Raw genomic sequence first — 26,112 nt, forward strand, 5'->3', positions numbered from 1 at the left:
TTAATAATTTTTTAATACGAATGGAAATGAAGGATATATATAGGATTCAACTCACTAATGCAACTTTCTTATCTAAATTATTGCTGTTGAGATTGACGGTTTTATTGCCATGAGTAAAATTTCTTGTTGTTTGCCTCTTAGTTTTATAACCCCAAGCTGTCGAGAAATAAAATCCTTTTCATAATCCAATATTGCCAATAGATCGGACGAAACGATCAGCTCTTCATTAAACGATTTGCATTCTCCTAAAATACGGGAAGTTGTGTTCAAAACATCTCCAGAATAGGTAATGTCTCGCTTAATGATTCCTATTTCTCCAGCAACCATCTCTCCACAGTGAATACCTGCTTTAAACGAAGGAATTAGTCCATAACGTCCGATATACTTGTCTTTCTTTTCTTCTATATCCTTTTTCAAAGCGAAAAAACATTTCAGGCATTGTATATTTTCTATCCCTGCTCTAAATTTCCATACCACAACGACTTCATCCCCTACATACTGATAAATATTCCCGTTGTTTTCCAAAATGGGATCTGTGATATCTGCAAAAAAATCTTTGAGCAATGCATGGTAGGCCTCGTTTCCCAAACGCTCGGCGATTGCTGTAGATGAATTGATATCTAAAAACATGAATATCCGTTCTTCTCTTTTGGGGGTGTTGTATTTGCCTTTGATAATATTCCAAAAAGTATCGGGGCCAAACTTACTGTTCATCTGCATTAGCAACTGTGTGACGGCTACGATAAATGACCAAATCAACCCGTTTTTTAATGGATAACCATCAGTTACGAACGCATAGAACGCTTCCTTTGAAGCGGGGCTAAACAATGGTTGTCCGGTTTGCAGCGGAACGATGACCGCCGCCATGATAAGGGTGATAATGGCTATTACAAAAACAAAAGAAATACTCACTACCAATATGGTATATCCATATGGTTTGTCTCTGTATTTTACATTGACATAAAACACCAAAAGACTTCCACCCAATAATGCGCCTACCAAACCTGCGCCTACATTTCTCATCACAGAAAGCATAAACGAATAGCTTTCTACTGGACCGTTTGAGATACCTGCATGGAGTATAAGATGATCGTAGATGGCAATAACAAAGCCCAACATCATCCATACGATAATGATAATCAGAAGTTGTTTTAGCTTAATTTGTATGCCTTTCTTCATAACAAGCATAATTGGATGCAGGGTAATAGCAAGGCTAATATAATTACTTTTTATTCTTTATTGATAAAATACTTAGCTAGGGAAGTAGTTGTAGGGTGGAATATGTAAAAAACGTCCATGCCATAGCGTCTACCAAACCAACTATTGTAGTGCTAGGCATGGACAACGCTAAAGTAAGGGGTATACTAGGATGGGACAATACCTATTTTTAGGTATTTGATTCAAGTCAAAAACTCCGCCCATAGCGGAAAATGGTCGCTAATCCTCCAGGACAGCTGGCTTTCGGGATAATTCCTTGATAATAGCAGCTTGTCTCTGAAATCATAAACCCCGCCCCTACCGTACACCATCGAAAGCTCGCCATCGAACCAGGCAATCTGGTCGTAAAAGCTGTATGCCTTTTTGAAAACGGTACGGTCGATATCTTGCAAATCGTCCGGTACATGCAACCCCCGTGAAATAAATGCTTCATACGTTGGGTCGCCTGCTTTCACGATATTGAAATCCCCCAGTGTGATAAGACTGTGATTCCACTTATGCAGATCATCCGCCCAATCACGTATCCACTCGGCAATGGCTCGAAGTTCCGGTATCCGGCTTGCCGATGTACCATAAAGCACGTGGAGAGTGAGCAACACGAACGTTTTGCCGCCTGCAAGAAAGCTCACACCATAAGGTGTCCTTGCAAACTGTCGTTCGAGCGCATGGTTGCCGATAGCTTTGTTTGCGTGCAATACATCATCTGGTATGACAATTTCGCAGGCAAGGCCAGATAGTTTCACTTTCCTTGAATCGAACAAAAATGCCAGCCGCTCATCGTTACCCGGATTGCCTTTCGTCACATCCGTCATTAAAAAGCTCCAATGCGGTCCCAGCAACTTGAGCGCATGACGCAGCGCTTTCAATTCGCCTTTGACTTCCTGCACGGCAATGATATCGAAACGTTTCAGTACCTCCACAATGCAAAGCAGGCTGTGCAGGTCACGCTTTGGGCTTTGGCTATCTGTAGCCTCCCATTCTTCGGTAAGCCCACCGAAGGCACGGATGTTCCAAGTGCAGATCAGGATATTCTTATCCAGTTTCTTCGCGGGTATTCGCTCATCCAGATCCGCAGCGAGGACGTTGAACTCTTCTCGTATTTCCTGTGGGGGTGTATCCGTAATTTTAGGCATGACAAAGGTTTTAAGATGGGTTTTATTGCTTTTTCTTTGGTTTAACCTTGAATACATCCTTGTAAGCAGTATCCAAGGCATCAAGCATCAGCTCATGGGGGATCTTTTGGAGCTCAAAGGTTGTCCAACCTTGTTGCCCCCATTTATTAGGGATGGGATAAATTGCCCCCTTACCAAACGAACAAAAGGCAGATTGGTCGGCCTCGGGCAACTTTAGGTTGGCTGTACCGCTCTCCTCATGCAAGGAAGCAAAAATCCTTTTGTTTTCTACCTTGAAGGCTGCTCTGTCAAAATGGGGATTTTCAATTGTCCCAGGAAAGGATAGCGCCAGGTCCCTGAATGCTCTTGTTGTCATCTTGGCTGAATGTTGGTTATCATCAAACTTAACTAATATTTCTTTTTTTCACAAGCGTTATTTTTTTTGGTTTTCATACAACCGTTGCAAAAAATGAAAATTTTTTGAAATGTTTTCGACCCTTATTCGTCTATATCATTAAGCGGCAAACAGAATTATGTTCAATGGCATATGTAATGATCGATGAAAAGCAAAGTAAAATCTCAATAACTATCAAATCTTATGGAAAGGGGTTGCTTAGCTTTATTAGAAAACGGGTGAGTAATGATGCCGATGCCGAGGATGTGCTGCAAGATGTCTGGTACCGGTTGAGTTCAATCATTAATTCGCAGCCGGTTGAACAAATTGGGGCTTGGCTTTATCGGGTGGCAAAGAATAGGATCATTGATAAACACCGGAAAAAAACGGAATTGCCATGGCAGGATAGGGAAAATGATGATGAGAATAGTCTTGGGTTTGGCGATGTATTTGCCATAGCCGATAGCAATCCCGAAACGGAATATCAGGAACGCATGGTATGGCAGCAGCTCCACTTAGCCTTGGATGAGTTGCCGCCCGAACAAAGAAATGTGTTTGTGTGGCATGAATTGGAAGGGACACCATTTGCCGAGATTGCCGCCATGACCGGAGAACCGGTGGGCAAATTGATTTCTCGAAAACGTTATGCTGTGTTGCACTTGAGAAAACGGATGAAAGTTTATTATGATGAATTAGTTGATAGATAAATACAGAAAATGATGAAAAGGATGTATAGAAGTAAAATGCGATTTATTGTCATCCCCATATTGGGTGTTGCTTTCGTGTTTTTGGTGAGCTACCTGGTAATGTTTTTATGGAATTATACGTTGCCAGAACTATTTGACGTAAGAACTATAAACCTATGGCAATCCATGGCGCTGTTCGTATTATGTAAAATCCTCTTCGGTTTTGGAAAGGGGGGGCCTAGAGGAGGTGGCCCGCCATGGATGAGAAAATCTGGATACAGAAAGTCTAGTGGACTGAATGAAGAGGAAAGAGAAAAAATGAAAACCTATATGCGTTCCAAATGGTGTGATTGGGATGACCCTACGTTAGCGGCAGACAAAAACGACAATATTGAAAATCATGAAAAATAAATGAGTCATGGATCAAATATTCATATTCAAAACAAACGTAAGTGCCCAGGAGCAAGTACAAAAGGTAGCGGCCTTATTGGGGTCGATGACGTTGATCAAACAATGGAATTTCGATTTGGAAGACTGCGACCGGGTTTTAAGGGTAGTTTCTTTAAATCTGCAACCCGCATTGATTGAAAATCTGCTTCGACAAGAAGGCATAGACTGCGAACATATGGAATACCAATTATAATTGGTTATCTCCATTGCCCTAAGAATTTATATTGATTTACCGAGCCAGTGATATTATTGGGCTATTGCGATATGGAATCCTTTCCATATTTCCATTATAGTCGAGGAAGCGTTGCTTGATTCGCGAATCCCATAGCATTGAAGAAAGCTGTTTGTAAACATCCATACAAGGTGTGATCGCTACCGAGTGGCGTGTGTAAAATTTTCGATTTAATCTCCTAAAAATTCCTGAATCGGATTTTTTATAGTAGGTTTGCACACTTTTAGCATTTAAATGTTTACACCAGAAACGCTTAAGAAGGAACTTAACGCCCCAAAACATATTGTTGTCACCACGCACCATAAACCTGATGGGGATGCATTGGGTTCATCATTGGCAATTTACCATTGGTTGAAAGCAAAAGGCCATGTCGTATATGTCATCGTGCCTTCGGATTTCCCCATTTTCTTTGACTGGCTACCAGGTAGACAGGATGTGAAGATATACATGGAAGATAAATCAGCGAATGATGCATTGATTGCTGATGCCGATATGATTTTCTGTTTGGATTTCAATGGGCTTGCCCGTATCAACGCCATGGAACAGGCCGTGAGAAGCGCTGCGGGAACCAAGATCATGATTGACCATCATTTAGAGCCGGAAGGCTTTGATGACTACCGGCATTGGGACAGTGGTGCGGCTGCATCTGCTCAGTTGGTCTATGATTTCATCGTCGATGTGATGGACGATCACCAAGCCATCACCCTGGATATGGCTACTTGCCTATATACGGGAATCATGACAGACACAGGCTCTTTCCGTTTCCGAACCACCACATCATCGGTGCATTCGATTGTAGCCGATCTCATCACGCTGGGTGCCAAAAATTGGGAAATCCATGAGCATGTATACAACAGCTTTTCGGAAAACCACTTGAAATTCCTAGGGTTTTGCTTATTGAACAGGCTGGAAGTGCTGCATGAATATCATACGGCACTATTCAGCATTTCCCGGCAGGACCTCAACCGCTTCCAAACAACTACAGGCGATACGGAAGGATTGGTAAACTACGCGTTGGCCATCAGTGGCATGAAGCTTGCCGCACTTATCATCGATCGCACAGAGCAAGTAAAACTTTCCCTGCGATCTGTTGGGGATTTTCCATGCAATGAGGTTTGTAAAAAATATTTCAACGGCGGAGGGCATCGCAATGCCTCGGGAGGTAATTCTAATGAGCCTCTGGACAAAGTGGTTGAGCAATTCAAATCGATATTGCCGGAATATAAAGAACGTTTAACATAATAATTAATCACACAAAAAAAAATGAAGAAATCACTTTTAATTTTAGGACTTGCAGTGTTGGTTTTGACCGGCGCATGCCAGCAATTCAAAACCGATGAAGGGGGCTTGCAATACAAAATTGCAAAAGATAATGGGCAGCCGAAAGCACAATCAGGCGACTTGCTTTCTGTGGAGATGACGGTAACCACCGACCGGGACTCGGTGCTTTCAAGTACATATAAAATAGGGCTTCCACAAATTATCAATATTGCACCAGACACAATCCCCGGATTGTATGCCGGCGATTATAACTCCATGTTCAAGATGCTCGGCGAAGGCGATAGCGCTGTGTTTAAGCTTGACCTGGACACCATGGCTGCCAAAACCATGCAGCCCAAACCCGAGTTTGCGGACAAGTTTGTCACGTTCAACGTGAAAGTAAATAAGCATTTCAAAAAGGGTGAGCTGACCGATAGCGCATTGTATGCCGAGGTAAATACGTATTTCGACGGCGAAATCGAAAAACTGAAATTGGCCGAAGAGAGCAAAATCGACAATTACATCAAAAAGAATAACCTGGAACCGACGAAAACGGCTTCCGGACTGCAATACATCATCACCGAGGAGGGTACAGGCGAAAAGCCTGCAGCCGGCGATACGGTGCAGGTAAATTACACCGGTACGCTGATCAGCAGCGGGGAGGTATTCGATACCTCTATTAAGGAAGTGGCCGAAAAGAGCAACATCTATAATGCCATGCGTCCCTACGAGCCAGCTAAATTCGCCATCGGTGTACGCCAGGTTATCCCCGGATGGGATGAAGGCTTATTACTAATGGCCAAGGGAAGCAAGGCCAAATTAATTGTCCCTTCTGAATTGGGATATGGTGAACGCGGAGACGGACGGGGAGTCATACCCCCATTCGCACCATTGATATTCGACGTCGAATTAGTCGACGTCCTGAAATCCAAACCAGCGGAGCAGGACAGCACAGCAAACTAAATGACAGAACGCCTTCCCTAAAAATACGGAAGGCGTTCTTGTTTTGACTATATTTCGCCTTGAACACAAAAGAAAATTAATGTTTGTGAAAAAAATCAAGTTTATCTAAGTTTGTCTCTTACCTTCTTGGTCAATTCAATATAGCTAACACAACATGGCACATCAGGCACCGTTAACCGATACGCACACCCATATCTATTACCTATATGGCTCTCCGGAATTGGATATTCAAATGCACCGGTGTTTCGATAATGGTGTACAACGCCTTCTCCTGCCCAATGTAGATAGCGAATCCATCCCAAAAGTACTCGGTACAGTCGCTGCCTATCCACACAACTGCTATGCCATGATGGGCCTACACCCCTGTGATGTGAAGGTAAACTATCCCGATGAGCTAGCCATCATCGAGAAAACCATTTCCGAAAATAAGGTCTATGCCATCGGCGAAATCGGTATCGACCTCTATTGGGATAAAACAACATTACCCCTACAGCAAGAGGCATTCCGCATACAGGCCAATTGGGCTAAAGAGCTCCGTCTGCCAGTTTCCATCCACTGCCGGGACGCCTTTGACGAACTTTTCCAATTACTGGACGACGTGCAAGATGGACGGTTGACCGGCGTGCTGCATTGTTTTACTGGAAATATGGAACAGGCCCAACGTACCATTGACCTAGGCCTTTACTTGGGTATCGGCGGCGTAGTCACGTACAAAAATGCTGGACTTGATAAGGTAGTGGCTGAGCTCGACCTCAAACACATCGTATTGGAAACCGATGCGCCTTACCTATCACCGGTACCTTACCGTGGAAAGCGGAATGAGAGCAGTTACCTATTGTATATTGCGCAAAAAATCGCAGATTTGCACGGAATCACGTTGGAAGCTGTAACGGCAACAACCACGGAAAACGCTACGCAAGTTTTTGGGGTATAAATCTCACCAAAAGGCGTGCAACTAAAGCTAACTGGATGAACAATATCTTCGTAATCTATACTGGGGGAACCATCGGTATGGTCAAAGATGAAAAAAACGGCACGTTTATGCCTTTTGACTTTGACCTCATCGCCAAAAATATACCGGAGCTTGCCCGGCTTAATTATAACCTGAGTGTACATTCCTTCACCCCCATCATCGATTCATCAAATATGCAACCGTCCATCTGGACGGAAATGGCCAACATCATCAAGGAAAATTACGAAGATTATGATGGCTTTGTTATCCTGCATGGCTCGGATACCATGGCTTTTTCTGCCTCGGCATTGAGCTTTATGCTCGAAGGATTGCAAAAGCCGGTTATCCTATCTGGATCCCAATTGCCCATTGGCGAAATACGGACGGACGCCAGAGAAAACTTGATTACTGCACTGGAGCTAGCCTCGGCCAAGAAAAAAGGGAAATCCCTCATCCATGAGGTGTGCATCTTCTTTGACAATAAACTATTCCGGGGCAATCGCTCATTCAAATACAACTCAGCCAAATTCGAGGCCTTCCGCTCACCGAACTATCCTGTGCTCGTGGAAGCGGGCGTGCACCTGAAATACAACCGAGATGCCTTATTGGACAATAGTGACAAGGAATTTATCCTCCATACACAGCTTGACAATTCAGTTTCCGTCCTGAAGTTATATCCGGGCATCAGTAAACAGGTGGTACAAGCCGTGCTGGAATCCGATGCACGATCCGTTATCATGGAAACATTCGGTTCCGGAAATACCACTACCGACCAGTGGTTTCTCGACTTACTCCGCGATGCCGTCCGCAACGGCAAAAACATCCTGAATATTTCCCAATGTAGGGTTGGTAGTGTAGAATTAGGCCGGTATGAAACAAGCAGATACCTCAAGGAAATGGGTGTGCTCAGCGGGTATGACATGACATTTGAAGCCGCTGTGACCAAACTGATGTACTTACAGGGGGAGTTTAAGAGGCAGAGCGATGTGGCTTATTGGGTAGAGAAGAACATTCGAGGGGAATTGACGCCTTAATGGCATAATGAACCACGGATGCTGTGCAGGCCTACAATGGCAATTCACCCTCCGCCGTAAAACCTGTAGCAGCCAATGCATCAGCCACCACAAACGTGCTCCCCCCAATGAAAACGAGATCCTCGGCACCCGCCTTTTGCTTTGCAGCTTCCATGGCTGTGGCCACGCTGCTAAAGGCCTCGCCATGTAGTCCATAACGCCTTGCCTCATCCCGTAATTCCACTGACGGAAGCGCCCTCGGCATCGCTACTTGGCAGAAATAATAACCAGCATCTTGCGGCAGTAAGGGAAGCATCTTATCCAAGTCCTTATCGCGCATCACACCAATGACCACCTGAAGCGAATGATGGGGGGTTGCCTTGATATTTGCCAACACCTCCCGCCAGCCATCAACGTTGTGGCCCGTATCACAAATAACCAAAGGGTGTGTCGATAGGGTTTGCCAGCGACCCATCAGCCCAGTAAGCTGCTGCACTTGTTTCAGCGCCCGCTGGATGTGTGTATCCTCAATGGAAAAGCCCAGTCTACGCAACTCATCAATAGTACAAAGCACACCGGGTACATTATTGGCTTGGTAGATGCCTTTCAAATCCAATATATAGGTGGTTTCTTGGGCAATTTGCTGATGGACGGCATTCAGATAAAGATAATCGGTATCCCTCCCTGTGACGCGCACATGCCATAACTGTGGGGCATAGACCAACCTGCTACTCTTTTCCATGGCCACCCGCTCAAAAACCCCGGCCACCTCCCTTTGCCACTCGCCTATCACTATCGGCACATGTGGCTTGATGATGCCCGCTTTTTCATGGGCAATCTCCGCAAGCGTATTACCCAACATAAAGGTATGATCATAACCGATGTTGGTAATAACGGATACCAAAGGGGTGATTACATTGGTAGAATCAAGCCGCCCACCAAGCCCCGTTTCCACAATGACAATATCAACCTGCTCCCTAGCAAAATGATCAAAGGCCATCGCCACCGTTACTTCGAAGAACGACGGCCCAACAGCCGCTATCAACGCCATGTGATTATTGACAAAATCGACAACGGCCTGTTTCGGAATCATGGCGCCATTCACCCGGATTCGTTCCCTGAAATCAAGCAAATGCGGTGAAGTATATAAGCCGGTTTTGTAACCCGCTTGCTGTAGGATAGCGGCCAACATATGAGAAGTCGATCCTTTGCCATTAGTCCCTGCGATATGGACGGATTTAAACTTTAGGTGAGGATTATCCAATGCTTCGCAAAGCCGTAATGTATTGGTTAGGTCCTTTTTGAATGCCGATGCCCCGTCGCGTGTGAACATGGGCAACCGTGCGTACAAATACTCGATTACCTCATCGTATCCCATGGTGGATTAGGTGATGGATATGTTGTTATTTCAATCTGAACCTGACTGGAACGATAGCCTTTTGGACAGCAGGCGCGCGCTCCAGTTCATTTAACCTTGCTCCGCGCAATGCCCGTTCGCATTTTTCCCATAGGCTCCTATCAGGCAATGTGGTGCCTTTAACTCCGGCACGGGCATACGTAATGGTACCATTGGGTGCAACGTGCACCTCCACCGCTACAACACCGGCCTGTTGGCCATTATCTTCAATACTTGGTGGTACCACCCAACGTCTGTTGGCTATGGACAATCCCGATGTCCCGTCACCAGAACCTCCTTCACCATAATTTGCTGCAAGCGGGTCTCCTTGTGCACTACCTTGGTTACCACCTTCTGCCCCCGTGCCATCACCCCTACCCGATGCATCGTTACGCTTGCCGGTATATAGGGCATTCGGATTGACAGCCGGTTTGCTATCCTTCTTTTCTGCTGTTGCTTCCTCGGCATTGGCCTTCTTCGGCTCATTGGCCACTACAGCCGGAGCATCCTCCATATCCTGGGTGGCTACGCTTTGCTCAGTTACCTGCTGTGATGGTGTCGGTTGGATTTCCTCCCGCGGATCAATCCTGTCCGGCCGAACATTGTTGGCATTCGGATCCATAGACACTTCATCCACTGTCATATAATCATCACCCATCCCCACATCAGCCGTACCATAATTGACAATAATGCCTCCCATCCCGATTTGAGGGAAGGAAGAACCAATCATGATGAAAAAGCTAATGAGTAATAATCCACCCATGACGGCACCTGATATCCACATCGCCTTAGGATAATTATTCTCTTCTTGTAAATTATAGTAACTCATCCTGTTTAAATCCCTTTTTCTAAAATAAAAAGTGCCACAATTTTAATGCCTTTCTATGTATTCATTACTATGATGCCACTATGGCATAAATTCCATAAACCGAACATCATTCTCGTATAGGTTCTGTGGCTAACACCAATCTGATCCTCAATTTATTGGCAATATCCATCACGGAGATCACATTCTGGATGGGCACGGTGCTATCTGCATATAGCATAATGGTCAATTCTTCCCCGGGTTGAATATGTGCTTGGATTGCATTCAGCAAATTCTCATAGGGCACTTCTTGTTTATCCAAGTAATATTTGAGATCCTGTGTGACGGATATCGTAACCGTCTTCTTTGCAACAGATTGTTCTCCGGCACTCGAACGTGGCAATAGTAACTTAACTACTTGGGGATTGGCCACGGCCGACGCCAATAGGAAAAACAACATCAGGAAAAACATGATGTCATTCAATGCAGCGGTATGTACTTCCGCGGCTGGTCTGTTGCGCCTATTCTTTATATTCATACTTCCCTCCCTTATACACCTGGCTCATCAAGCAGGTCAATAAATTCAACGGCGTCCGTTTCCATACGCAGGATTAATCGCTCAACCATCATGTTCAGGGCATGATAGCCAATATACGCCAAGATCCCGATCGTAAGGCCTGCTGCTGAAGCGATCATCTTCACGTATAACCCTCCGGATACACTGGCAATATCGATCCCCCCAGCAGCTTCCACATCCCGGAATATAATAATCACCCCAAAAATGGTACCGACAAATCCAAGCATGGGCGCGATACCTGCAATAATACCCAATATATTGATGTTCTTTTCTAATCGGGCCACCTCCAATTTACCCACATTCTCGATGGCTGCCTCAATATCTTTAATGGGCCTACCGATGCGTAAAAGTCCTTTTTGCAACATGCGGCTCAGCGGACTGTCATTGCTGCGGCAGACGGCAAGGGCCGACTCCAATTTTCCTGATAATATGCTTTGTTTGATTTGAACCATTAAACTGGAATCATATCGGGATGCCTTACGTATGGTCAGGTACCGTTCAATGAAAATCACCAAAGCGATAAACAGCAATAATGCTAAAGGTAGCATGATCCATCCTGCCTTGAATAACAATCCGATCAAACTGATTTTCTCTCCCGCCATTTCAATGGTCTGCTGCGTTGCTCCCGCAAGTGTATCAAGCGGATAAACGGTATCTTGTAATAGTGACATAATGATTTTGTGTGATTTTCTTGTTATATGGTTTTAGCTATCTGCTTTTGATACTAAATTAGTTCTTAATCATGTTCTATCTTGGCAATCCATGCCCCAGGTTCAAAATTCTTTTGTACCCTTACCAATTCCTGATATGCCTCTCGCTCCGTGGTAAATGAACCCCAACTTATTTTCTTCCGGTTGCCCGGCATCCGGCTATTAATCGCATGTAGGTTGTAGCCTTTGGCTTTCATTTCGGCCACATATTTTTTCGCCTGCTGCATTGTGGCAAAGGAGCCGACAATGATTTCGTAAGTAACAGATGGCTTCACAGGCTTCGGTGCTGGCACGTCGGAAATGCGTTCCGCTGTAGCACTATCGGTGGCACCAACTACGTGAGTAGAATCTATAGCGATTGAATCATCAACGGCCATTTTCGCCGCTGTAGTTTGTTTTGGTGGCTCATCACCAGCCGGTTTAGCATCCCGCTTTCTGGTTTGCCCAAAGAATTGGGTAATTCCCGCCTGATCAAACCAAGCCTGCTTGTAATACCAAGCCAGCCCAGTAGCCGACAGCAAGACCAACAATACGGCCGCTACTACCCACTTGGTTGTTTGCCGTTTGCCAGACCCCTCATTCGTTTTTTCGTCTTCAACTTTCTCGTATTCGGCAAGGCCCACCGTGGATTTTTCCGTTGAAGGGCGATGCTGTTCCTTTATGGATTTCCATCCGAAACCATGGGATTCAATCGGTTTGAATACGATGGATGCTCCATCGGCAACCAAATATCCCAACCCTTCCAACAGGGCCTTCCCATTACGGCTTATTGCATCAAACAGCTCCTGCACAGCATTGTCCAACATGCCTATCGCCGTTTCCTCATCGACTTGCCGCTGCGCTTGCAGGTAATCCGTTATGGGAAAGCCTCCAGTCTTTCCTTCGGCCAATTCAACTTGGCGCACTGGCGGAAGGAAGGCTGATTGCTCCTTGTCGAACGGTGCAGGAGCACGCGTGATCTTGAAAACACCGATACCGGGCACCCCGACTTCTGGATATTGCCTCAATAAATTCGCTATACACAAGCCCAAATTCATACTATACACTATTTTTTCACGCCGGGGCCAGACTTGCTGACTTTCGGTCTTCCCAACTTCCGGTCTTCTTCCGCAAAGTTATAACCTTAACCGGTCAAAACGAAACTTGCATGAGCATTGCTCCGCAAATTATCAAAATGAGAAATTAACACCACCTATCACATTCAGGCCCAATCTTGGATAAAATAAGTAACGCTCATACGCTGTTCCCAACATATTATTTAACCGTATATAAACGCCAATCTGTTTGGTAGCCCGATACTCCGCTCCAGCACTGATGTCTACAAAAGTTGGGATAGTGACTTTCCGGGAAGTCGGCATCGTGGGGGACATTGGATCCACCGGATAGTCATATACTCGGCCATATGTCTGTCCTTGGAACAGCAATTCGCCGTCTACGTATACTTTGTCACTGATATTTATCCGGGTATTGGCCGCTATCCGCATCTTGGGTAAAAACCAAGCCTCTTCTTCATTCTGCAAGTCGAATTCGTTGAAATTGACCTTACCCCCGAGGCTCACCGTTTCCGAAACGCGTACATTAACCTCTCCCTCAAGCCCTACAATGGTGCTAGCGTCTTCGCCACTTTCATAAATAACATCAAATGCGTATGGCGAATATGGGCTATTCATATAAAATGGCATGCTTTCAATACGCTTGTAAAACGCTTGCACCTTATACCCAAAGGTGGCCCCTGCATTGCCCTTAATCCCGCCGAACACATGCATGCGATCCAGCGAGTTGCGTATGGAAATATCTTCGGATAGCCACGGGTTTTCTTTTGATAGCTCGCGCAAAGAGGTTTTATTCACATCGCCATTGATACCCCCGAAAAGATGCGCAAATTGGGGAACGAGGGCGAAATCTATTTCCGCAGAAGGGAAAATATTCGTTCGCGAGGAGTCGCCAAATTCAGCGACGAAATTAGCGCCAAGGGTAATGTTATAATTGGTGCCCTGAAAACGGATATAGGGATTGAGCCGGGCAATGTTGTTACCTAAGCGATAACTTGCGTCTTCAACGGTGGTAAAATCGCCCGAAATATTTGCTCCTATATTGAAGGCATTGATCCGTTTGTTGACATAACCACCCAACGCCACTGAATTTTCCTTAGCTTGGAAAGCATTGCTATAGGCATAGGCATCAGCCTTGAGGGAATAGCTGATCGCATCGGGGTCATTCTCCTCAAAATTGCTGGTAAGCTCGCCTGTAAAATAAATGTCATTAAACGCTTGCCTCGCAGGGTTTGGATTCATGTTCATTCCCAGCGTATCGTTGACCACGCCATAGAAATGCGTGGCATAGCGGTTGAACCCAAGTTCGCCATTCAATGTGATTTGGTCAAAAATCCGACGGCCAAATACCCCAATCTGCTGTTGGGAGAAAGTTTGCTCTTCCAGGCTACCTTTTTGGTTGAGGTGTTTCACATACCCTCCTATCCGTGTATCCACGAACTGGTCGGTACTAAAATAAGCCTCACCAAGTAGGGTTCCAAAATTGCCCGCACCGATCTTCACATAGTTATTTGTGAGGTCTTCCATACGGGTAAATGGCATCTCTTGTATGGTTAATTGCTTTGTCCCTGTCGTGATGTCCAGTTTCTTATCCAAAACATTGTAGGTCAGTTTGGGTTGATACTCCCGTTTGTTGGTCATATCCGGGCTCCGCCGTATCTTCACGGCATCCGCCAATATAGGCCGATAATCGCGTACCACATCGATGGAATCAATAGTAGCAGGCCTTTCATCCCTTCTCTCCTCTTGCTGGGCATACCCGGCCAGGAGTATCCCCGAAAAAAACACGGTAAACAAATATCTGTTGAGCATTGATTTTCGCAATATCATAGCTAAAAATTCCTTTTACTTATTGTTCAATTTTTGTAAACGTTCTTTTGCCGAAGGAATTACGTCGTCTTCTCCCTCGTAGTTTTCAATCACGCTTTCCAAGGTGCTCTTGGCCTGGAAATCATCATTTTGGGCTGCATATACATCGGCAAGCAAAATGAAACTCTTGGCTACCCAATAGTCATGGGAACCCATATTATTGATTACATCGAAGGCTGTTTCCGTGGCTTTGTCATATTCTTTGGCTTCGTATTGTAATTGGCCCATACGGTACCGGGCCTCCGCTCCGACCACGGTTTGGCTTTTCAGTGTGGCCAGATTCAGTTCCTTCATCGCCGGTTTCACATCCCCTTGCCTCAACATCGCTCGTGCCGAGTATAGGTGTGCCTTGGCTATATCTTCTTCAGATGAACGGTCATAATCCTTAATCAACTTGGCATACTTAATTACTTGTTCCATATCCCCAATTTCGAAATAACAAACCATCAGGTTATTTACCGCATACCCATAATTCGCTTTATATTCAGAAGTGAGTTCCAGTTTCTTGAGGTGCACAATAGCCTCGTTGTATTGCTCTAATCCAAGGTATAACTCAGCCGCTGTCAATAACGTATTCTCTGTGTACTGACTGGTCCAGTCGTTAAGGATAATGTTGAGATCATGAAGTGCCTCCTTTGGATGCCCCGTTCGATATAGGCTGACTCCACGGATATAACGTGCGTGCTTCTCCTGTATGGGTTTGGGGAACTTATCAAAATAGGCATTAATGGCCTGCACCGCAGCTTCAAATTCGCCCCGTGCGAAGAGGGTGTGGGCAGCTTGGAATGAGAGGTTGTCCTGTTCAGCAGTGGTGAGGTCGCCGATATTGGTGCTTGTAGCATAATTAATGTAACCGGATGCATCCCCTTTATCCAAGTAGATATTTTCTATGGAACGAAGGGCTTGCCTTGCCTCATCGGTAGTAGAATGCTCTTCTACCACCTTCCTAAAGGTAGCCATAGCAGCTTCGGTATCGTCTTTATTGTACTGAACAAGGCCAATGGTCATCAAAGCCCGTGGCGCATAACTGCTACGTGGGTATTTTTCTATCAATTGTTGCAGTCCCTCGATGGCTGTATCGTAATCGTCTAAGGTAAAATAGGTATAGGGGATTTCAAAAGCCACATCATCTGCATAATTTGAATTGGGAAACTGTTCGATGACGGAACGTAATGTGGCGATTTTCGCCTCATTGTTACCCTGTAGCCCTTGGATAACCCCTCGTTGGAACAAGGCATAATCCTGGCTTTGTGCCTTACCGTTAATCAACTTATCATAATGCTGCATGGCTCGGCCGTAATTCCGCATGGAAAAATAGGAATCACCAAGGCGGGCGATGGCATCGTTACGTACATTGGTTTCAATGGCATTGCCACCGGTAGATAGGAAACGTTCAAAATAATTGGCTGACGTATTGAAGCTGTTGTTACGGAATGCTGCATAGGCCAACGCATAGTTGGCATAACTGTATACATCCGTGTTCCTTGCTGCCGGCAACCGGAGGAAACGGGAAAAGTTTTCTACGGCCTCGCCATATTTTCGCACTTCATACATCGCTTCCGCTTTCCAATAGGTAGCCAATGCCACTATCTCAGGGTCGATAGGAAATTTTTCGGATCGCATAAACATAGAAATACCGTTTTCGAATGCCCGCTCATTGTAAAAATCCAATCCGCGGTAATAGGTGACTTTTTGATATGCGGCATTTGCTGCTTGACTTCGGTTGTTCATGGATTCCAGCACATCGACGGCGGCACGGTAATTACTAGTACCAAGCAAAGCCTCCGCTAACAACGTTTTGGCTTCTTCCAAACGTTTTGAATTAGGATAGGTATCCAGATATTCTTGGGCAGCATCCAAGGCCACTTGATGGAATTCGAGTTCGTAAGACAGCTTGGCATAATTGAACAGTCCTTCTTCTTTCAACGCTGGGTCAAAATCCAACTTAGAGGCCCGGAAAAAGGCGTTTCGAGCACTTTGCTTGTTACCTGTCTTCAGGAAGGCATCGCCGAGGGAAACCATTGCGCTTTGGTAGTAAGCATCTGGCTCGTCCATTTTTTCAAGCTCTGCAATGGCCTTCTCATAATCGCCCATCTTGTATGCCGTATAGCCAATTTGGTAGCTGTCTTGATTATTTTGCGTCTTACCTTGGTCGCCAGCCTGGAACTTGTCATAATATTCCTTTGCTTTTTCCAGATCGTTTTTTGCAAAATACGTGGCTCCTACAATACGGAACATATCTGTTTCGTTTTCCTGCTTGGTGGTCTCCAGAATTGGCAATGCGTATTCCAGTACATCATCGTATCGCTTGTCCAGAAAATACAGTGCCGACAGGTAGTATGGATAGCTGTTTTCGTAGGTCTTCGACCCTTTTAGCCGCTCGAACTCTTGCAATGCCGTTTTGTATTCCCCATCCAGGTAACAGAGGTATGCATAATAGTAAATCGATGCCTCAGCATACATGCCGCGCTCATCCTTAAGCTGTTCAAAGAGCGGTTTAGCGGAAGCATGATCTTCCGTCATGAAGAGGGAGTATGCCAGCTTATACCGAAACTCGGTGTTTTCACGGCCAGCCAGGTTGCGGCTGTCCAATTTATTAAACCACTCGATGGTTTTATCGTAGTTCTTTTGGGCAAAATACGAACGTCCAACCTGGAAATATGCCGCTTTGGCATTTGCGCTGGCTGGATAATCCCTGATATACTTGAGGAAACGACTTTCCGCATCAGACTCACCCAATTCCAATGCACAGATGGCCTGGTAAAAACGCGCATTTTCCTTCAATAAGGTCAACTCCACATGTTCATCCTGCTGTAGGGTGGAATTTATCCGTATATCCTCTATTTTGTCGAAATGCTTAGCAGCTGATGCATATTTCCCTTTTTCATACAATTCCATTCCGGTTTTGTAGGCCCAGTTGACCTCCTGCCATGCACTTTGCTGGGCCAAAGCAGGAGATGCCACCAAACTGAACGCAATACTTATCTGATAAATTCTCTTAAACATACTGTCAAATGGTCTATATTCTTATTGTATGGCATTACTTGTGTAATTCCTAAATACGGTTTACTTGTACGCGTACTGGGTCGGCATCCCTACAGTTATTTGGCCTTGGGGAAAAACTACTCATATACCCAGCTTCCTTATTCTTTATACAAAAAAAAGGCCACAAAATACACGTCATCCAATCTAACTCGCTAAATTAATGTGAAACCCGGAAGTTTTCCCCAAAAGTTGTCCACAAATGTTAATAACATTATATCGTCGACGATAATGCAACGCAAAACACGTGCCCTTGCTTGTAGGAATCCGGAAAGTGATCATAAATAAGGCAAATCCGATAAATCATCCTCGTTTATGTACAAGTAAGTACAGCACCGCCATACGGATGGCCACACCATTCTCTACCTGGTCAAGAATGATCGCATGTCGACTGTCGGCCACATCACTTGTAAGCTCTACCCCACGGTTTATCGGTCCGGGATGCATGATGGTAATTTCTTTACCAAGCGAATCGAGTAATTGCTTGTTCAAGCCATAGAGCATGGAGTACTCCCGCAGGGAGGGAAAATAGGCGATATCTTGGCGTTCCAGCTGGATACGGAGCATATTTGCCACATCGCACCATTTGAGGGCGTTAACCAAATTGTGCTCCACCTTTACCCCCAATGAAGAAATATATTTTGGTATCAGCGTAGTGGGGCCGCATACCATAACCTCTGCACCCAACTTGCGTAGGCAAAGAATATTGGATAAAGCCACCCGCGAATGCATAATATCCCCGATGATGGCTACCTTCTTGCCGGCTACGTCTCCGTAACGCTCCCGGATGGAAAAGGCATCAAGCAATGCTTGTGTCGGATGCTCATGAGCACCATCTCCCGCGTTAACAATTTGGGCATCTACATGCTTGCTTAGAAAAACCCCTGCGCCTGGATATGGATGGCGCATTACGATCATATCCACTTTCATGGCCAGGATATTGTTGACCGTGTCAATGAGGGTTTCCCCTTTACTCACGGAAGACGATGAGGCAGAGAAATTGACGATATCTGCAGACAACCGTTTCTCGGCCAATTCAAAAGACAACCGTGTACGGGTGGAGTTCTCAAAAAAGACATTCGCTATGGTGATATCGCGTAGCGACGGCACCTTTTTTATCGGCCGGTTGAGCACATCCTTGAAGTTGTCGGCCGTTTCGAAAATAAGTTGGATATCCCGCTCATCGAGATCTTTAATCCCCAAAAGATGTCGGGTACTGATTTGTTTTGCTGATGCTGTCATTTCCAAGTTAATGCACAATCACAACGATGGTATTAATTATTCCTCTTCTGTCAATAACGTAATGCGGTCATGCGTATCCGCTTCCTTCCAGCTTACAATAACTCGCTGGGAGTCAATTGAGTCTACCTGCATACCGATATAATCTGGCTCGATGGGCAATTGCCGCGAAAAGCGTCGGTCTACCAAAACCAGCAACTCAATCTTTGCCGGACGGCCAAACGCTTGTATTGCATCCATAGCAGCTCGGATGGTTCTACCTGTCCATAGTACATCATCTATCAGGATGACTTGCTTTCCTTCCATGATAAAATCGATATGCGTACTGCTTGGCACCAACGGCCCACTGTCCTTTCTCCTGAAATCGTCGCGGAAAAAAGTAATATCCAATTCGCCATAGGGAACATCCTGTAACGCCGGAATTCGCCGCAGTTCTTCCACAATCCGTTTGCCGAGGTAAATACCGCGAGGTTGGATACCAATAATCGCGGAATCGGCAAAGTCGGCATGGTTTTCAATCAATTGATGGCAGAGCCGTTGGATGGTAATCTGGAACTTTGGGCCGTCTAATAAAACAGATTGCTTCATGAGAGGAATGTTTGGGCAAACCTACTATATTTTTTTGACTTATACGGTTGAAAATGGGATATTTTTCTATTGCCCACCACCTACGCAAAAGCCTCGAATCCATTTTATATTCAACAGGTTTGAAAGGCATTAATAGTCCAATAAGCTAGCTTGGGGACGGGTGATGATGTGGTGTCAATTATTTCTGTCTTGCTTTTTTTGCCTCAATTTCTCCACATCTTTTTCAAACTTCTCCCGGAGGACCTTATATTCAGGGGAATTATACAACTCGGGGTCTACAAAATCTATTATTTTACCCTTAACGCTTTCCGGAAACTTCATCTTCTTACCATCTAGCATGCTTAGGGCTACCCGACTGTTTTTGTAGAGAGAATCAACAGATACAAGCGAAGAATCCATAAAAATCCCATCGAAAACTGGACCGTTGAATTCCATTTTAAATTCAGGCCCAACGTTACGTAACCAGATGGAATCGATAGCAAAATCTTTTTGGGACAGTTTAAACAACATCGAATCTTTTCTCATATCAAAATGAAACTTCATAGCCGAATCAAGGTGCATCTTTTGAATGGTCTTGGCCAATGAGTCCATATGAAATGTTTTCCCTTTGAGGCGTTTTACTAATACGCTGTCTGTCTCAAAGAATCGATATTTCGACGCGTAATTTTTGTGCACGTTAGCGATAATGGAATCAATCATTGCCCTATCATTGTCTTTTAACAATAGGACACGCCTTCCGGAAATCATTTTCAGCGTATCCATTAATTTTTGTAGCGAATCTGTATGGTATTCCAAATGTTCACCTCCCTTTAATATAACGATTCGTTTATTATTAGGTATTGAATCGACTTGTTTACCGGCATCCAATTTAACCACATGGCTTGTATCCATTCCTGTTGCTTCAGTGTATTCATGAGATTGCTCATTCTTGTTATCCGGTTCAAGGTCTCCTTTTGGCCCAATCCAAGCCAATGAAGCCGTTGCCAAAGCGGCAAAAGCCAATACCAGCAATTGCTGTCTGATGTTAATATATTTCGTTTTCATATTCGTAATACGTTCAATACGTTGAAATAATTGCGATTTCGTTTTCCCAGTGGCAGCCATGGCAAGTCTTCCCCCCGTTTCATCTGTCAAAAGTGCTACCTGGAGCAACGTTTGTGCATAGAATATCGGTTTGCCGGTTTGCTGTAGCACGATGTCATCGCAGGCATTTTCCCGTTCTTGGTTAATAATCCTACCTATTAACCAAACAAATGGATTGAAAAACAATACCGTTTCCATCATTGTTTTGAATAAATTGAGTAGGTAATCATTTCGCCTGACATGCGATAGTTCATGAATCAATATAGCCTCTACTTGGGTTGTGTCCAAGTGGTTGGCCATCGCCAGTGGGAAAAGCACCATAGGTTTGAGGTATCCCACCACCAATGGCATCTTTACTTTTCCGGAAAGCCGGAAACCAACGGGCTTAGCTATGCCCATCCGCAGCAGGGTATTGCTGAAAACACTCGCCCAGGCCGATGGCACGGCAAGCAAACCGATATGGCGCATGCGCCGAATACGGAAATAGCCAAGGCAAAGCAAAATAACCTGCAGGCAGAGCCCAGCATGGTATCCACCTACCAGGTAATTGAAAGCAGCGGGAGTAGGATTTTTTGGCAGACCTAATCGTACCAACGCTTCCACAGGAAAATAAAATCCAGCATCTTGTACGGCCTTACTTCCGTACGAAAATTCCAGTCTACCAAAAAAGACTGCGATAAACCCCATAAAGAGCAATACCAACGAAGAAAAAGAGAAGGCATATCTAGTCCGTGCATTTGAATCGGGAAATGCAGCAAATAACAGAAGCAATAGGCCATATGCAAGTGCCCCCATCCACAACGAATGGACAATGCTCCAACCTGTTGCTTCGATAAGATTATCAATGGAAAATAACATGGCTGTTTATGATTTGTTTTCAAGCTCATCCAGATACCGCTTGATGGCTTCAATTTCAGTTTTGCTCGTCTTGTGATTGCCTAGCGCTTGCATAACTAGGCGTGAGGCTGACCCTGAAAACATATTGTTAATCAACTTGTTCACCATCTGTTGGCTGGTTTGTTGTTGATCGACTTCCGATTGGTAAATATGGGTTTTGCTGGAGGTATCACGGCTTACCAACCCTTTCTCATGCATGATCTGCATCAGTTTCAACGTGGTTGTGTAGCCTACATCTTTACTTTTGGCCATCTCTTCATGTACTTTCCTCACCGTGCTGGGGCCGTGCTCCCACAATACTTGCAGGATTTCCAATTCGCTTTCCGTCGGTTTTATCTGTTTTTTGTTGGTCATTCTTGATTACGAATTTATTCGTAATCAAATATACGAACAAATTCGTAATAGCAAAATATTTTTATATTTTTTAACAAATAGAAGTATAATGCAGTGGATTTAAGGTTGCATGATGAGCTCCGCAATCTTTCCGGCGGCACCTGCCAATACCACCCACTCCCCTCTTTTCGCTTTCTTCACCACATGGAAACTGTCATTAGCTAGCATTTTCCAAGTTTTTCCCCCATCGAGCGAAACATCGACACCCGATGTCCCTGCAGCCACCAAAGTCTTTTCACCAATATATTCAACAGCCGACCGAAATCCGAACGTACCCACCATGGGAGGATTCCAAGTCAGTCCGCCATCAGCGGTCAGAAACACCGATAGCTCACGAGCGGTGTCCTGCAAGTAATCGCCGCCTACCACAACGCCATTTTTTCCATTCCAAAATGCAATCGAAAATATACCTGTTGAGGGAGCGCCTTGTACAATGGGACAGTCATGTGCCGACCAAGTGCGCCCATAATCGGTGGATGAAAACAGCCGCGATCGGGCTCCTCCTGTACCAATAAACATGCGGCCTCCCGATAATGTACGGATACCAGTACCACTCGCGGCAAACCCGGCTTCGCCTTCCACCAATTGAATGTTGGCTTTGCTGCTGATATCTTGCCAAGTTTGCCCGCCATCACCAGTCGCCAAAAGTTGCATGACCCCATTTATCGGGTCGCCGTAAGCCATACCTGCTCCAGCATCCCAGAAATCCATACCATCGAAGAAAATCTCCGGCCGGTCATCCCTATGAGTTTCCTGCCAGGTATTACCACCATCTGATGTGCTCAGTATGACCAATGGCGATCCGGCGCTGATGATGAGTGCCTCATGAGCCGAAAAAGCCTCAATATCCCTGAAGTCGATTTCTTCATATCCAGCAACCTGTTGCCAATCCCAACTATTACCCCGATCTGTGGTTTTGGCTATCCAGCCATCGCTACCGCTCACCCACGCCACGGAATCATCCACCACGGATAGGCCGCGTATGCTGGTTGGTTTACCTTGCTGGAGCATATCCAACGTCACCTGTTGGGCATAACATCCGCATGAAACAAGCAGTAAAAACAGCGATAAATAAGATTTGATTGTCATTCAAAAGAAATTATCATTCATGCGTATACGCCTATCCCCCGAAAAATTTGATCCGGTATCGATCAAAAACTTCCATGGCGGCATGGTGTTGTTTTTGCTGGCCATGTGTTTCTGCTGCAACGGCAAACTGCTGCAAGGCTATCAAACTATCCCGTATGGCAAAACGCTCCACATTGGGTTTGGTTTCGGCAATGGCGGCATAGTAAGCCAGATGTTCGTCCAAAAATTTCACATTGCGTTCGAGCAATTGATTGGCTTTAGTGGTTTCCCCCACCTTGTAAAGTTGGTCTGCCAACAATGGATAACGTGCGGCTATATCCACAAGATGTATCCGCTCCGGCATGATCTCCAATGTGCGGTTCAGCACGTCCTTGGCTGCTTCCTTGTTATCCTCCACAATCAGCATTTCGGCCGTATCCGAAAAGATCTTGAGTGATTGCCCCAGCATGGTATACGAAGTTGGATCAAGAAAGGAAGGCTTGTTTAGATCATTCCACGCATACTTATGCATGATGTTTTTATATGTGGCATCCGTGTTGACCAAACGCTGGCCACTGTTTTCGCCATGTTGGGCCTTTATGGGCATCAACCTCAAGGCGAATCCTTCGGATACCAAGTAATCTTCAAGCCCAAGCCGCTGGCTTGGAGGGGTTGTCGCAGTAAAATAAATAGGGCGCTCCCAGTTGTTATGCACCAAAATATCCATCAACGTCAGATCGGCACGGGTCACGATATTTTGGTTATAGGTCCAGACCATCGTATCAACGATATCATCATGCCACTTTTTGGGAACAACTGCATGCCGAACTACTTGTTCCTTATCTACCGTCAGCTTGAAGTTTTTGGTGGGTAAAAAATTCTTTCGCTCTCCATTCATATAGGCCAGTTGGTCGGTAGGATTATCGGATAATAACAAGGCCAACAATTTCTCGAGTTCAACCGAATCTTGGATATCGTAGTCGTGATAATACAAGAAATCACGTTTCCCTTTTACAAATTGACGCTCCTCCATGGAAATAGGCAGTGCTTCGGATTCGTTTATGGGTTTCTTTGCTTGCCGCACCTGCCAATCCATACCCAATAAACTCAAATTAACCACGCGCACGTCCTTCCGCACCCCTTCTACCTCCTGCAGGTACCATAGCGGAAACGTGTCGTTGTCTATATAAGTAAACAGGATAGCATTTGGCGCACAGGATTCGAGGTAATTGCGCGCCGTATCATGAGCAGTGTACTTTTGCGAACGATCATGGTCATCCCATCCTTCGACGCCCATCAGTACAGGTGCCATAAATAATCCCACCATTACGGCCGCCAGCGCAGCTATCCGTTGATTCAATTTTTTCTTCAACAAATCCATAAGCCCAGCCACGCCCATGCCCATCCATATGGCAAATGCATAAAACGATCCCGCATAAGCATAATCCCGCTCCCGAGGTTGCAACGGGCTTTGGTTGAGGTGAAGCACAATGGCTAATCCGGTGAAAAAGAATAAAAGACCTACTACCGCCATATCCTGACAGCTCCGTTTCAAGTGCCATACTAGACCAAATACACCAAGCAGCAGCGGAAGAAGGTAAAATGTGTTGCGCGACGGATCTATTTTCATCGCTTTGGGAAGGTTATCTTGCCCTCCCAATCGCCATTGGTCGATAAATTTGATGCCGGTGATCCAGTTCCCCTCGGTGTAATTTTCTAAAAGCGGCTGCTGGTCATTCTGACGCCCCACAAAATTCCACATAAAATAACGTGCATACATATGCCCGAGCTGGTAGAAAGTAAAGAATTTTAAGTTATCTGCCGTGGTAGGTTGTTGCCCCTCCCCTAAGCCCAACCAAGCATGGTAACCCTGTGGGTGGGAATCCCGCGTGCTGTAGATGCGGGGGAAAAGTGTCGTACGGTCATATATACGTTGATCATCACGACCCGAAACCTCATATTGGGTATCCCCTTTCCGGTATTCATTGCTCCCCCGTTTGATATCGATGACCTCCGAATCAAAATAGGGGCCGCTCATCAAAGGTTCGCTACCAAACTGCCCCCTATTCAGGTACCACAGAAAGGAAAATGCATCGTCCGGTTGGCTATTATTCAATGAAGGATTGGCCTTCGCACGGATGAGCACCATGGCAAACGAACTATAACCAAAGATCACAAAGCCGGTGCACACCAGCACAACATTTAGTATGGGTTTTGCCTTTCGGATAGAATACCATATCCCGTAGATAATCCCTCCTATTACCAACAGGGCGAATACCAAGACCCCGGAACCGAATCCCATCCCCAGGGTATTCACAAAGAATAGGTCGAAATAAGCCGCAAACTTAATCAAATATTGTATGACACCCCAAAGGATGAAGGCCAATACGATGCATCCGACAATGAAGGTCTTCGCCACCCCCACAACGGAAGGCCTAGATGTTTTTCGGAAGTAGATGACCAGTGCCAAGGCAGGTATGGCCAATAGGTTGAGCAGGTGCACACCGATGGAAAGACCTATAATGTAGGCAATGAAAACCAGCCACCTATCTGCGCCGGGTTCATCAGTCTTTGCTTCCCACTTGAAAATGGCCCAAAAGACCACAGCCGTACACAATGATGACAAGGCATACACCTCTGATTCTACCGCAGAAAACCAAAAGCTGTCTGAAAAAGCGTAGGCCAAAGCACCTACCATGCCTGCTCCCATAATTTGGATGAGTCCAGCTTGGGACAAGGGAGTGTTTGGTTTCCAAATGACCTTACGGGCTAGGGCCGTGATGGTCCAGAAAAGAAACAGGATAGTCAGCCCGCTCGACAATGCCGACCCGAAATTCATCCAATAAGCGATGCGTTCAGGATTGCCTAGTGCTAGGTTCGAAAATACATTTTGCAACATAAGGAATAGCGGAGCTCCCGGTTGGTGTACAATCTGCATCCGGTACGCGGCAGCGATAAACTCACCTGTGTCCCAGAAACCGGTGGAGGGTTCCATGGTCAATACATAGGTGGTAGCGGCTATCGCCGCGCAGAGCCAACCGATGAGGTTGTTGGTCTTTTGGTAGTTCATTGGCGTGGAAACTTACTGAATGATCAGGAAAATAATGGTTTAA

The 26,112-nt window shown here is 45.4% G+C and carries 23 protein-coding genes; 7 read left to right on the forward strand and 16 right to left on the reverse strand.

Annotated elements, in window-relative coordinates:
- Nucleotides 1–72: 72 nt before the first annotated feature.
- The 3 genes from NF543_RS14185 to NF543_RS14195 all read right to left on the reverse strand — a co-directional run bounded on the left by NF543_RS14185 (nt 73) and on the right by NF543_RS14195 (nt 2,706).
- Nucleotides 73–1,179 (reverse strand): adenylate/guanylate cyclase domain-containing protein, encoded by a 1,107-nt coding sequence (locus NF543_RS14185; RefSeq protein WP_257668993.1) that lies wholly within the window; start codon nt 1,177–1,179, stop codon nt 73–75.
- Between the two features lie 221 nt (nt 1,180–1,400).
- On the reverse strand, nt 1,401–2,351 hold the full coding sequence (locus NF543_RS14190; protein WP_257668994.1) for an endonuclease/exonuclease/phosphatase family protein: 951 nt from the start codon (nt 2,349–2,351) through the stop codon (nt 1,401–1,403).
- 22 nt (nt 2,352–2,373) lie between these two features.
- The gene (locus tag NF543_RS14195; RefSeq protein WP_257668995.1) at nt 2,374–2,706 is read right to left on the reverse strand and encodes an MmcQ/YjbR family DNA-binding protein; all 333 of its coding nucleotides are present in this window, start codon (nt 2,704–2,706) and stop codon (nt 2,374–2,376) included.
- A gap of 164 nt (nt 2,707–2,870) precedes the next feature.
- Here NF543_RS14195 and NF543_RS14200 point away from each other — a divergent pair, with 164 nt between their 5' ends.
- From NF543_RS14200 to NF543_RS14230, 7 genes are all read left to right on the forward strand, one after another.
- Complete coding sequence (locus tag NF543_RS14200; RefSeq protein WP_257668996.1) at nt 2,871–3,431, forward strand: RNA polymerase sigma factor; 561 nt, start codon at nt 2,871–2,873, stop codon at nt 3,429–3,431.
- 21 nt (nt 3,432–3,452) lie between these two features.
- A complete protein-coding gene (locus NF543_RS14205; protein ID WP_257668997.1) occupies nt 3,453–3,821 on the forward strand; it encodes a hypothetical protein in 369 nt (122 codons plus the stop codon).
- A 7-nt stretch (nt 3,822–3,828) separates the two neighbouring features.
- Nucleotides 3,829–4,053 (forward strand): hypothetical protein, encoded by a 225-nt coding sequence (locus NF543_RS14210; RefSeq protein WP_257668998.1) that lies wholly within the window; start codon nt 3,829–3,831, stop codon nt 4,051–4,053.
- 273 nt (nt 4,054–4,326) lie between these two features.
- A complete protein-coding gene (locus tag NF543_RS14215; protein WP_257668999.1) occupies nt 4,327–5,334 on the forward strand; it encodes a DHH family phosphoesterase in 1,008 nt (335 codons plus the stop codon).
- Nucleotides 5,335–5,355: 21 nt separating this feature from the next.
- The gene (locus tag NF543_RS14220) at nt 5,356–6,315 is read left to right on the forward strand and encodes an FKBP-type peptidyl-prolyl cis-trans isomerase (RefSeq protein ID WP_257669000.1); all 960 of its coding nucleotides are present in this window, start codon (nt 5,356–5,358) and stop codon (nt 6,313–6,315) included.
- A 154-nt stretch (nt 6,316–6,469) separates the two neighbouring features.
- Nucleotides 6,470–7,249 (forward strand): TatD family hydrolase, encoded by a 780-nt coding sequence (locus NF543_RS14225; RefSeq protein WP_257669001.1) that lies wholly within the window; start codon nt 6,470–6,472, stop codon nt 7,247–7,249.
- A gap of 35 nt (nt 7,250–7,284) precedes the next feature.
- Nucleotides 7,285–8,301, forward strand: a complete 1,017-nt coding sequence (locus tag NF543_RS14230) for an asparaginase (RefSeq protein ID WP_257669002.1) — start codon at nt 7,285–7,287, stop codon at nt 8,299–8,301.
- A gap of 31 nt (nt 8,302–8,332) precedes the next feature.
- Here the strand turns inward: NF543_RS14230 and NF543_RS14235 are convergent, their stop codons facing one another.
- The 13 genes from NF543_RS14235 to NF543_RS14295 all read right to left on the reverse strand — a co-directional run bounded on the left by NF543_RS14235 (nt 8,333) and on the right by NF543_RS14295 (nt 26,069).
- Complete coding sequence (locus NF543_RS14235) at nt 8,333–9,658, reverse strand: bifunctional folylpolyglutamate synthase/dihydrofolate synthase (protein WP_257669003.1); 1,326 nt, start codon at nt 9,656–9,658, stop codon at nt 8,333–8,335.
- A 25-nt stretch (nt 9,659–9,683) separates the two neighbouring features.
- Complete coding sequence (locus NF543_RS14240) at nt 9,684–10,505, reverse strand: energy transducer TonB (protein ID WP_257669004.1); 822 nt, start codon at nt 10,503–10,505, stop codon at nt 9,684–9,686.
- A gap of 106 nt (nt 10,506–10,611) precedes the next feature.
- Entirely contained in the window at nt 10,612–11,019 is a 408-nt protein-coding gene (locus NF543_RS14245) for an ExbD/TolR family protein (protein ID WP_257669005.1), read from the reverse strand.
- A gap of 11 nt (nt 11,020–11,030) precedes the next feature.
- A complete protein-coding gene (locus NF543_RS14250; protein WP_257669006.1) occupies nt 11,031–11,729 on the reverse strand; it encodes a MotA/TolQ/ExbB proton channel family protein in 699 nt (232 codons plus the stop codon).
- Nucleotides 11,730–11,794: 65 nt separating this feature from the next.
- Complete coding sequence (locus NF543_RS14255; RefSeq protein WP_257669007.1) at nt 11,795–12,805, reverse strand: SPOR domain-containing protein; 1,011 nt, start codon at nt 12,803–12,805, stop codon at nt 11,795–11,797.
- A 132-nt stretch (nt 12,806–12,937) separates the two neighbouring features.
- Complete coding sequence (locus tag NF543_RS14260; protein ID WP_257669008.1) at nt 12,938–14,632, reverse strand: hypothetical protein; 1,695 nt, start codon at nt 14,630–14,632, stop codon at nt 12,938–12,940.
- 33 nt (nt 14,633–14,665) lie between these two features.
- Nucleotides 14,666–17,695: a tetratricopeptide repeat protein gene (locus NF543_RS14265; RefSeq protein WP_257669009.1), complete on the reverse strand. Its 3,030-nt coding sequence runs from the start codon at nt 17,693–17,695 to the stop codon at nt 14,666–14,668.
- Nucleotides 17,696–18,034: 339 nt separating this feature from the next.
- Nucleotides 18,035–18,973: an aspartate carbamoyltransferase catalytic subunit gene (locus NF543_RS14270; protein WP_257669010.1), complete on the reverse strand. Its 939-nt coding sequence runs from the start codon at nt 18,971–18,973 to the stop codon at nt 18,035–18,037.
- A gap of 36 nt (nt 18,974–19,009) precedes the next feature.
- Nucleotides 19,010–19,558: a bifunctional pyr operon transcriptional regulator/uracil phosphoribosyltransferase PyrR gene (pyrR, locus tag NF543_RS14275; protein ID WP_257669011.1), complete on the reverse strand. Its 549-nt coding sequence runs from the start codon at nt 19,556–19,558 to the stop codon at nt 19,010–19,012.
- 174 nt (nt 19,559–19,732) lie between these two features.
- Nucleotides 19,733–21,499, reverse strand: a complete 1,767-nt coding sequence (locus NF543_RS14280; RefSeq protein ID WP_257669012.1) for a M56 family metallopeptidase — start codon at nt 21,497–21,499, stop codon at nt 19,733–19,735.
- Nucleotides 21,500–21,505: 6 nt separating this feature from the next.
- Nucleotides 21,506–21,892, reverse strand: coding sequence for a BlaI/MecI/CopY family transcriptional regulator (locus NF543_RS14285; RefSeq protein WP_257669013.1), 387 nt, complete (start codon nt 21,890–21,892; stop codon nt 21,506–21,508).
- 99 nt (nt 21,893–21,991) lie between these two features.
- On the reverse strand, nt 21,992–23,020 hold the full coding sequence (locus tag NF543_RS14290; RefSeq protein ID WP_257669014.1) for a WD40/YVTN/BNR-like repeat-containing protein: 1,029 nt from the start codon (nt 23,018–23,020) through the stop codon (nt 21,992–21,994).
- 31 nt (nt 23,021–23,051) lie between these two features.
- On the reverse strand, nt 23,052–26,069 hold the full coding sequence (locus NF543_RS14295; protein WP_257669015.1) for a glycosyltransferase family 117 protein: 3,018 nt from the start codon (nt 26,067–26,069) through the stop codon (nt 23,052–23,054).
- Nucleotides 26,070–26,112: the final 43 nt, after the last annotated feature.

It is taken from the genome of Parapedobacter tibetensis, assembly GCF_024704835.1.
GTDB lineage: Bacteria > Bacteroidota > Bacteroidia > Sphingobacteriales > Sphingobacteriaceae > Parapedobacter > Parapedobacter tibetensis.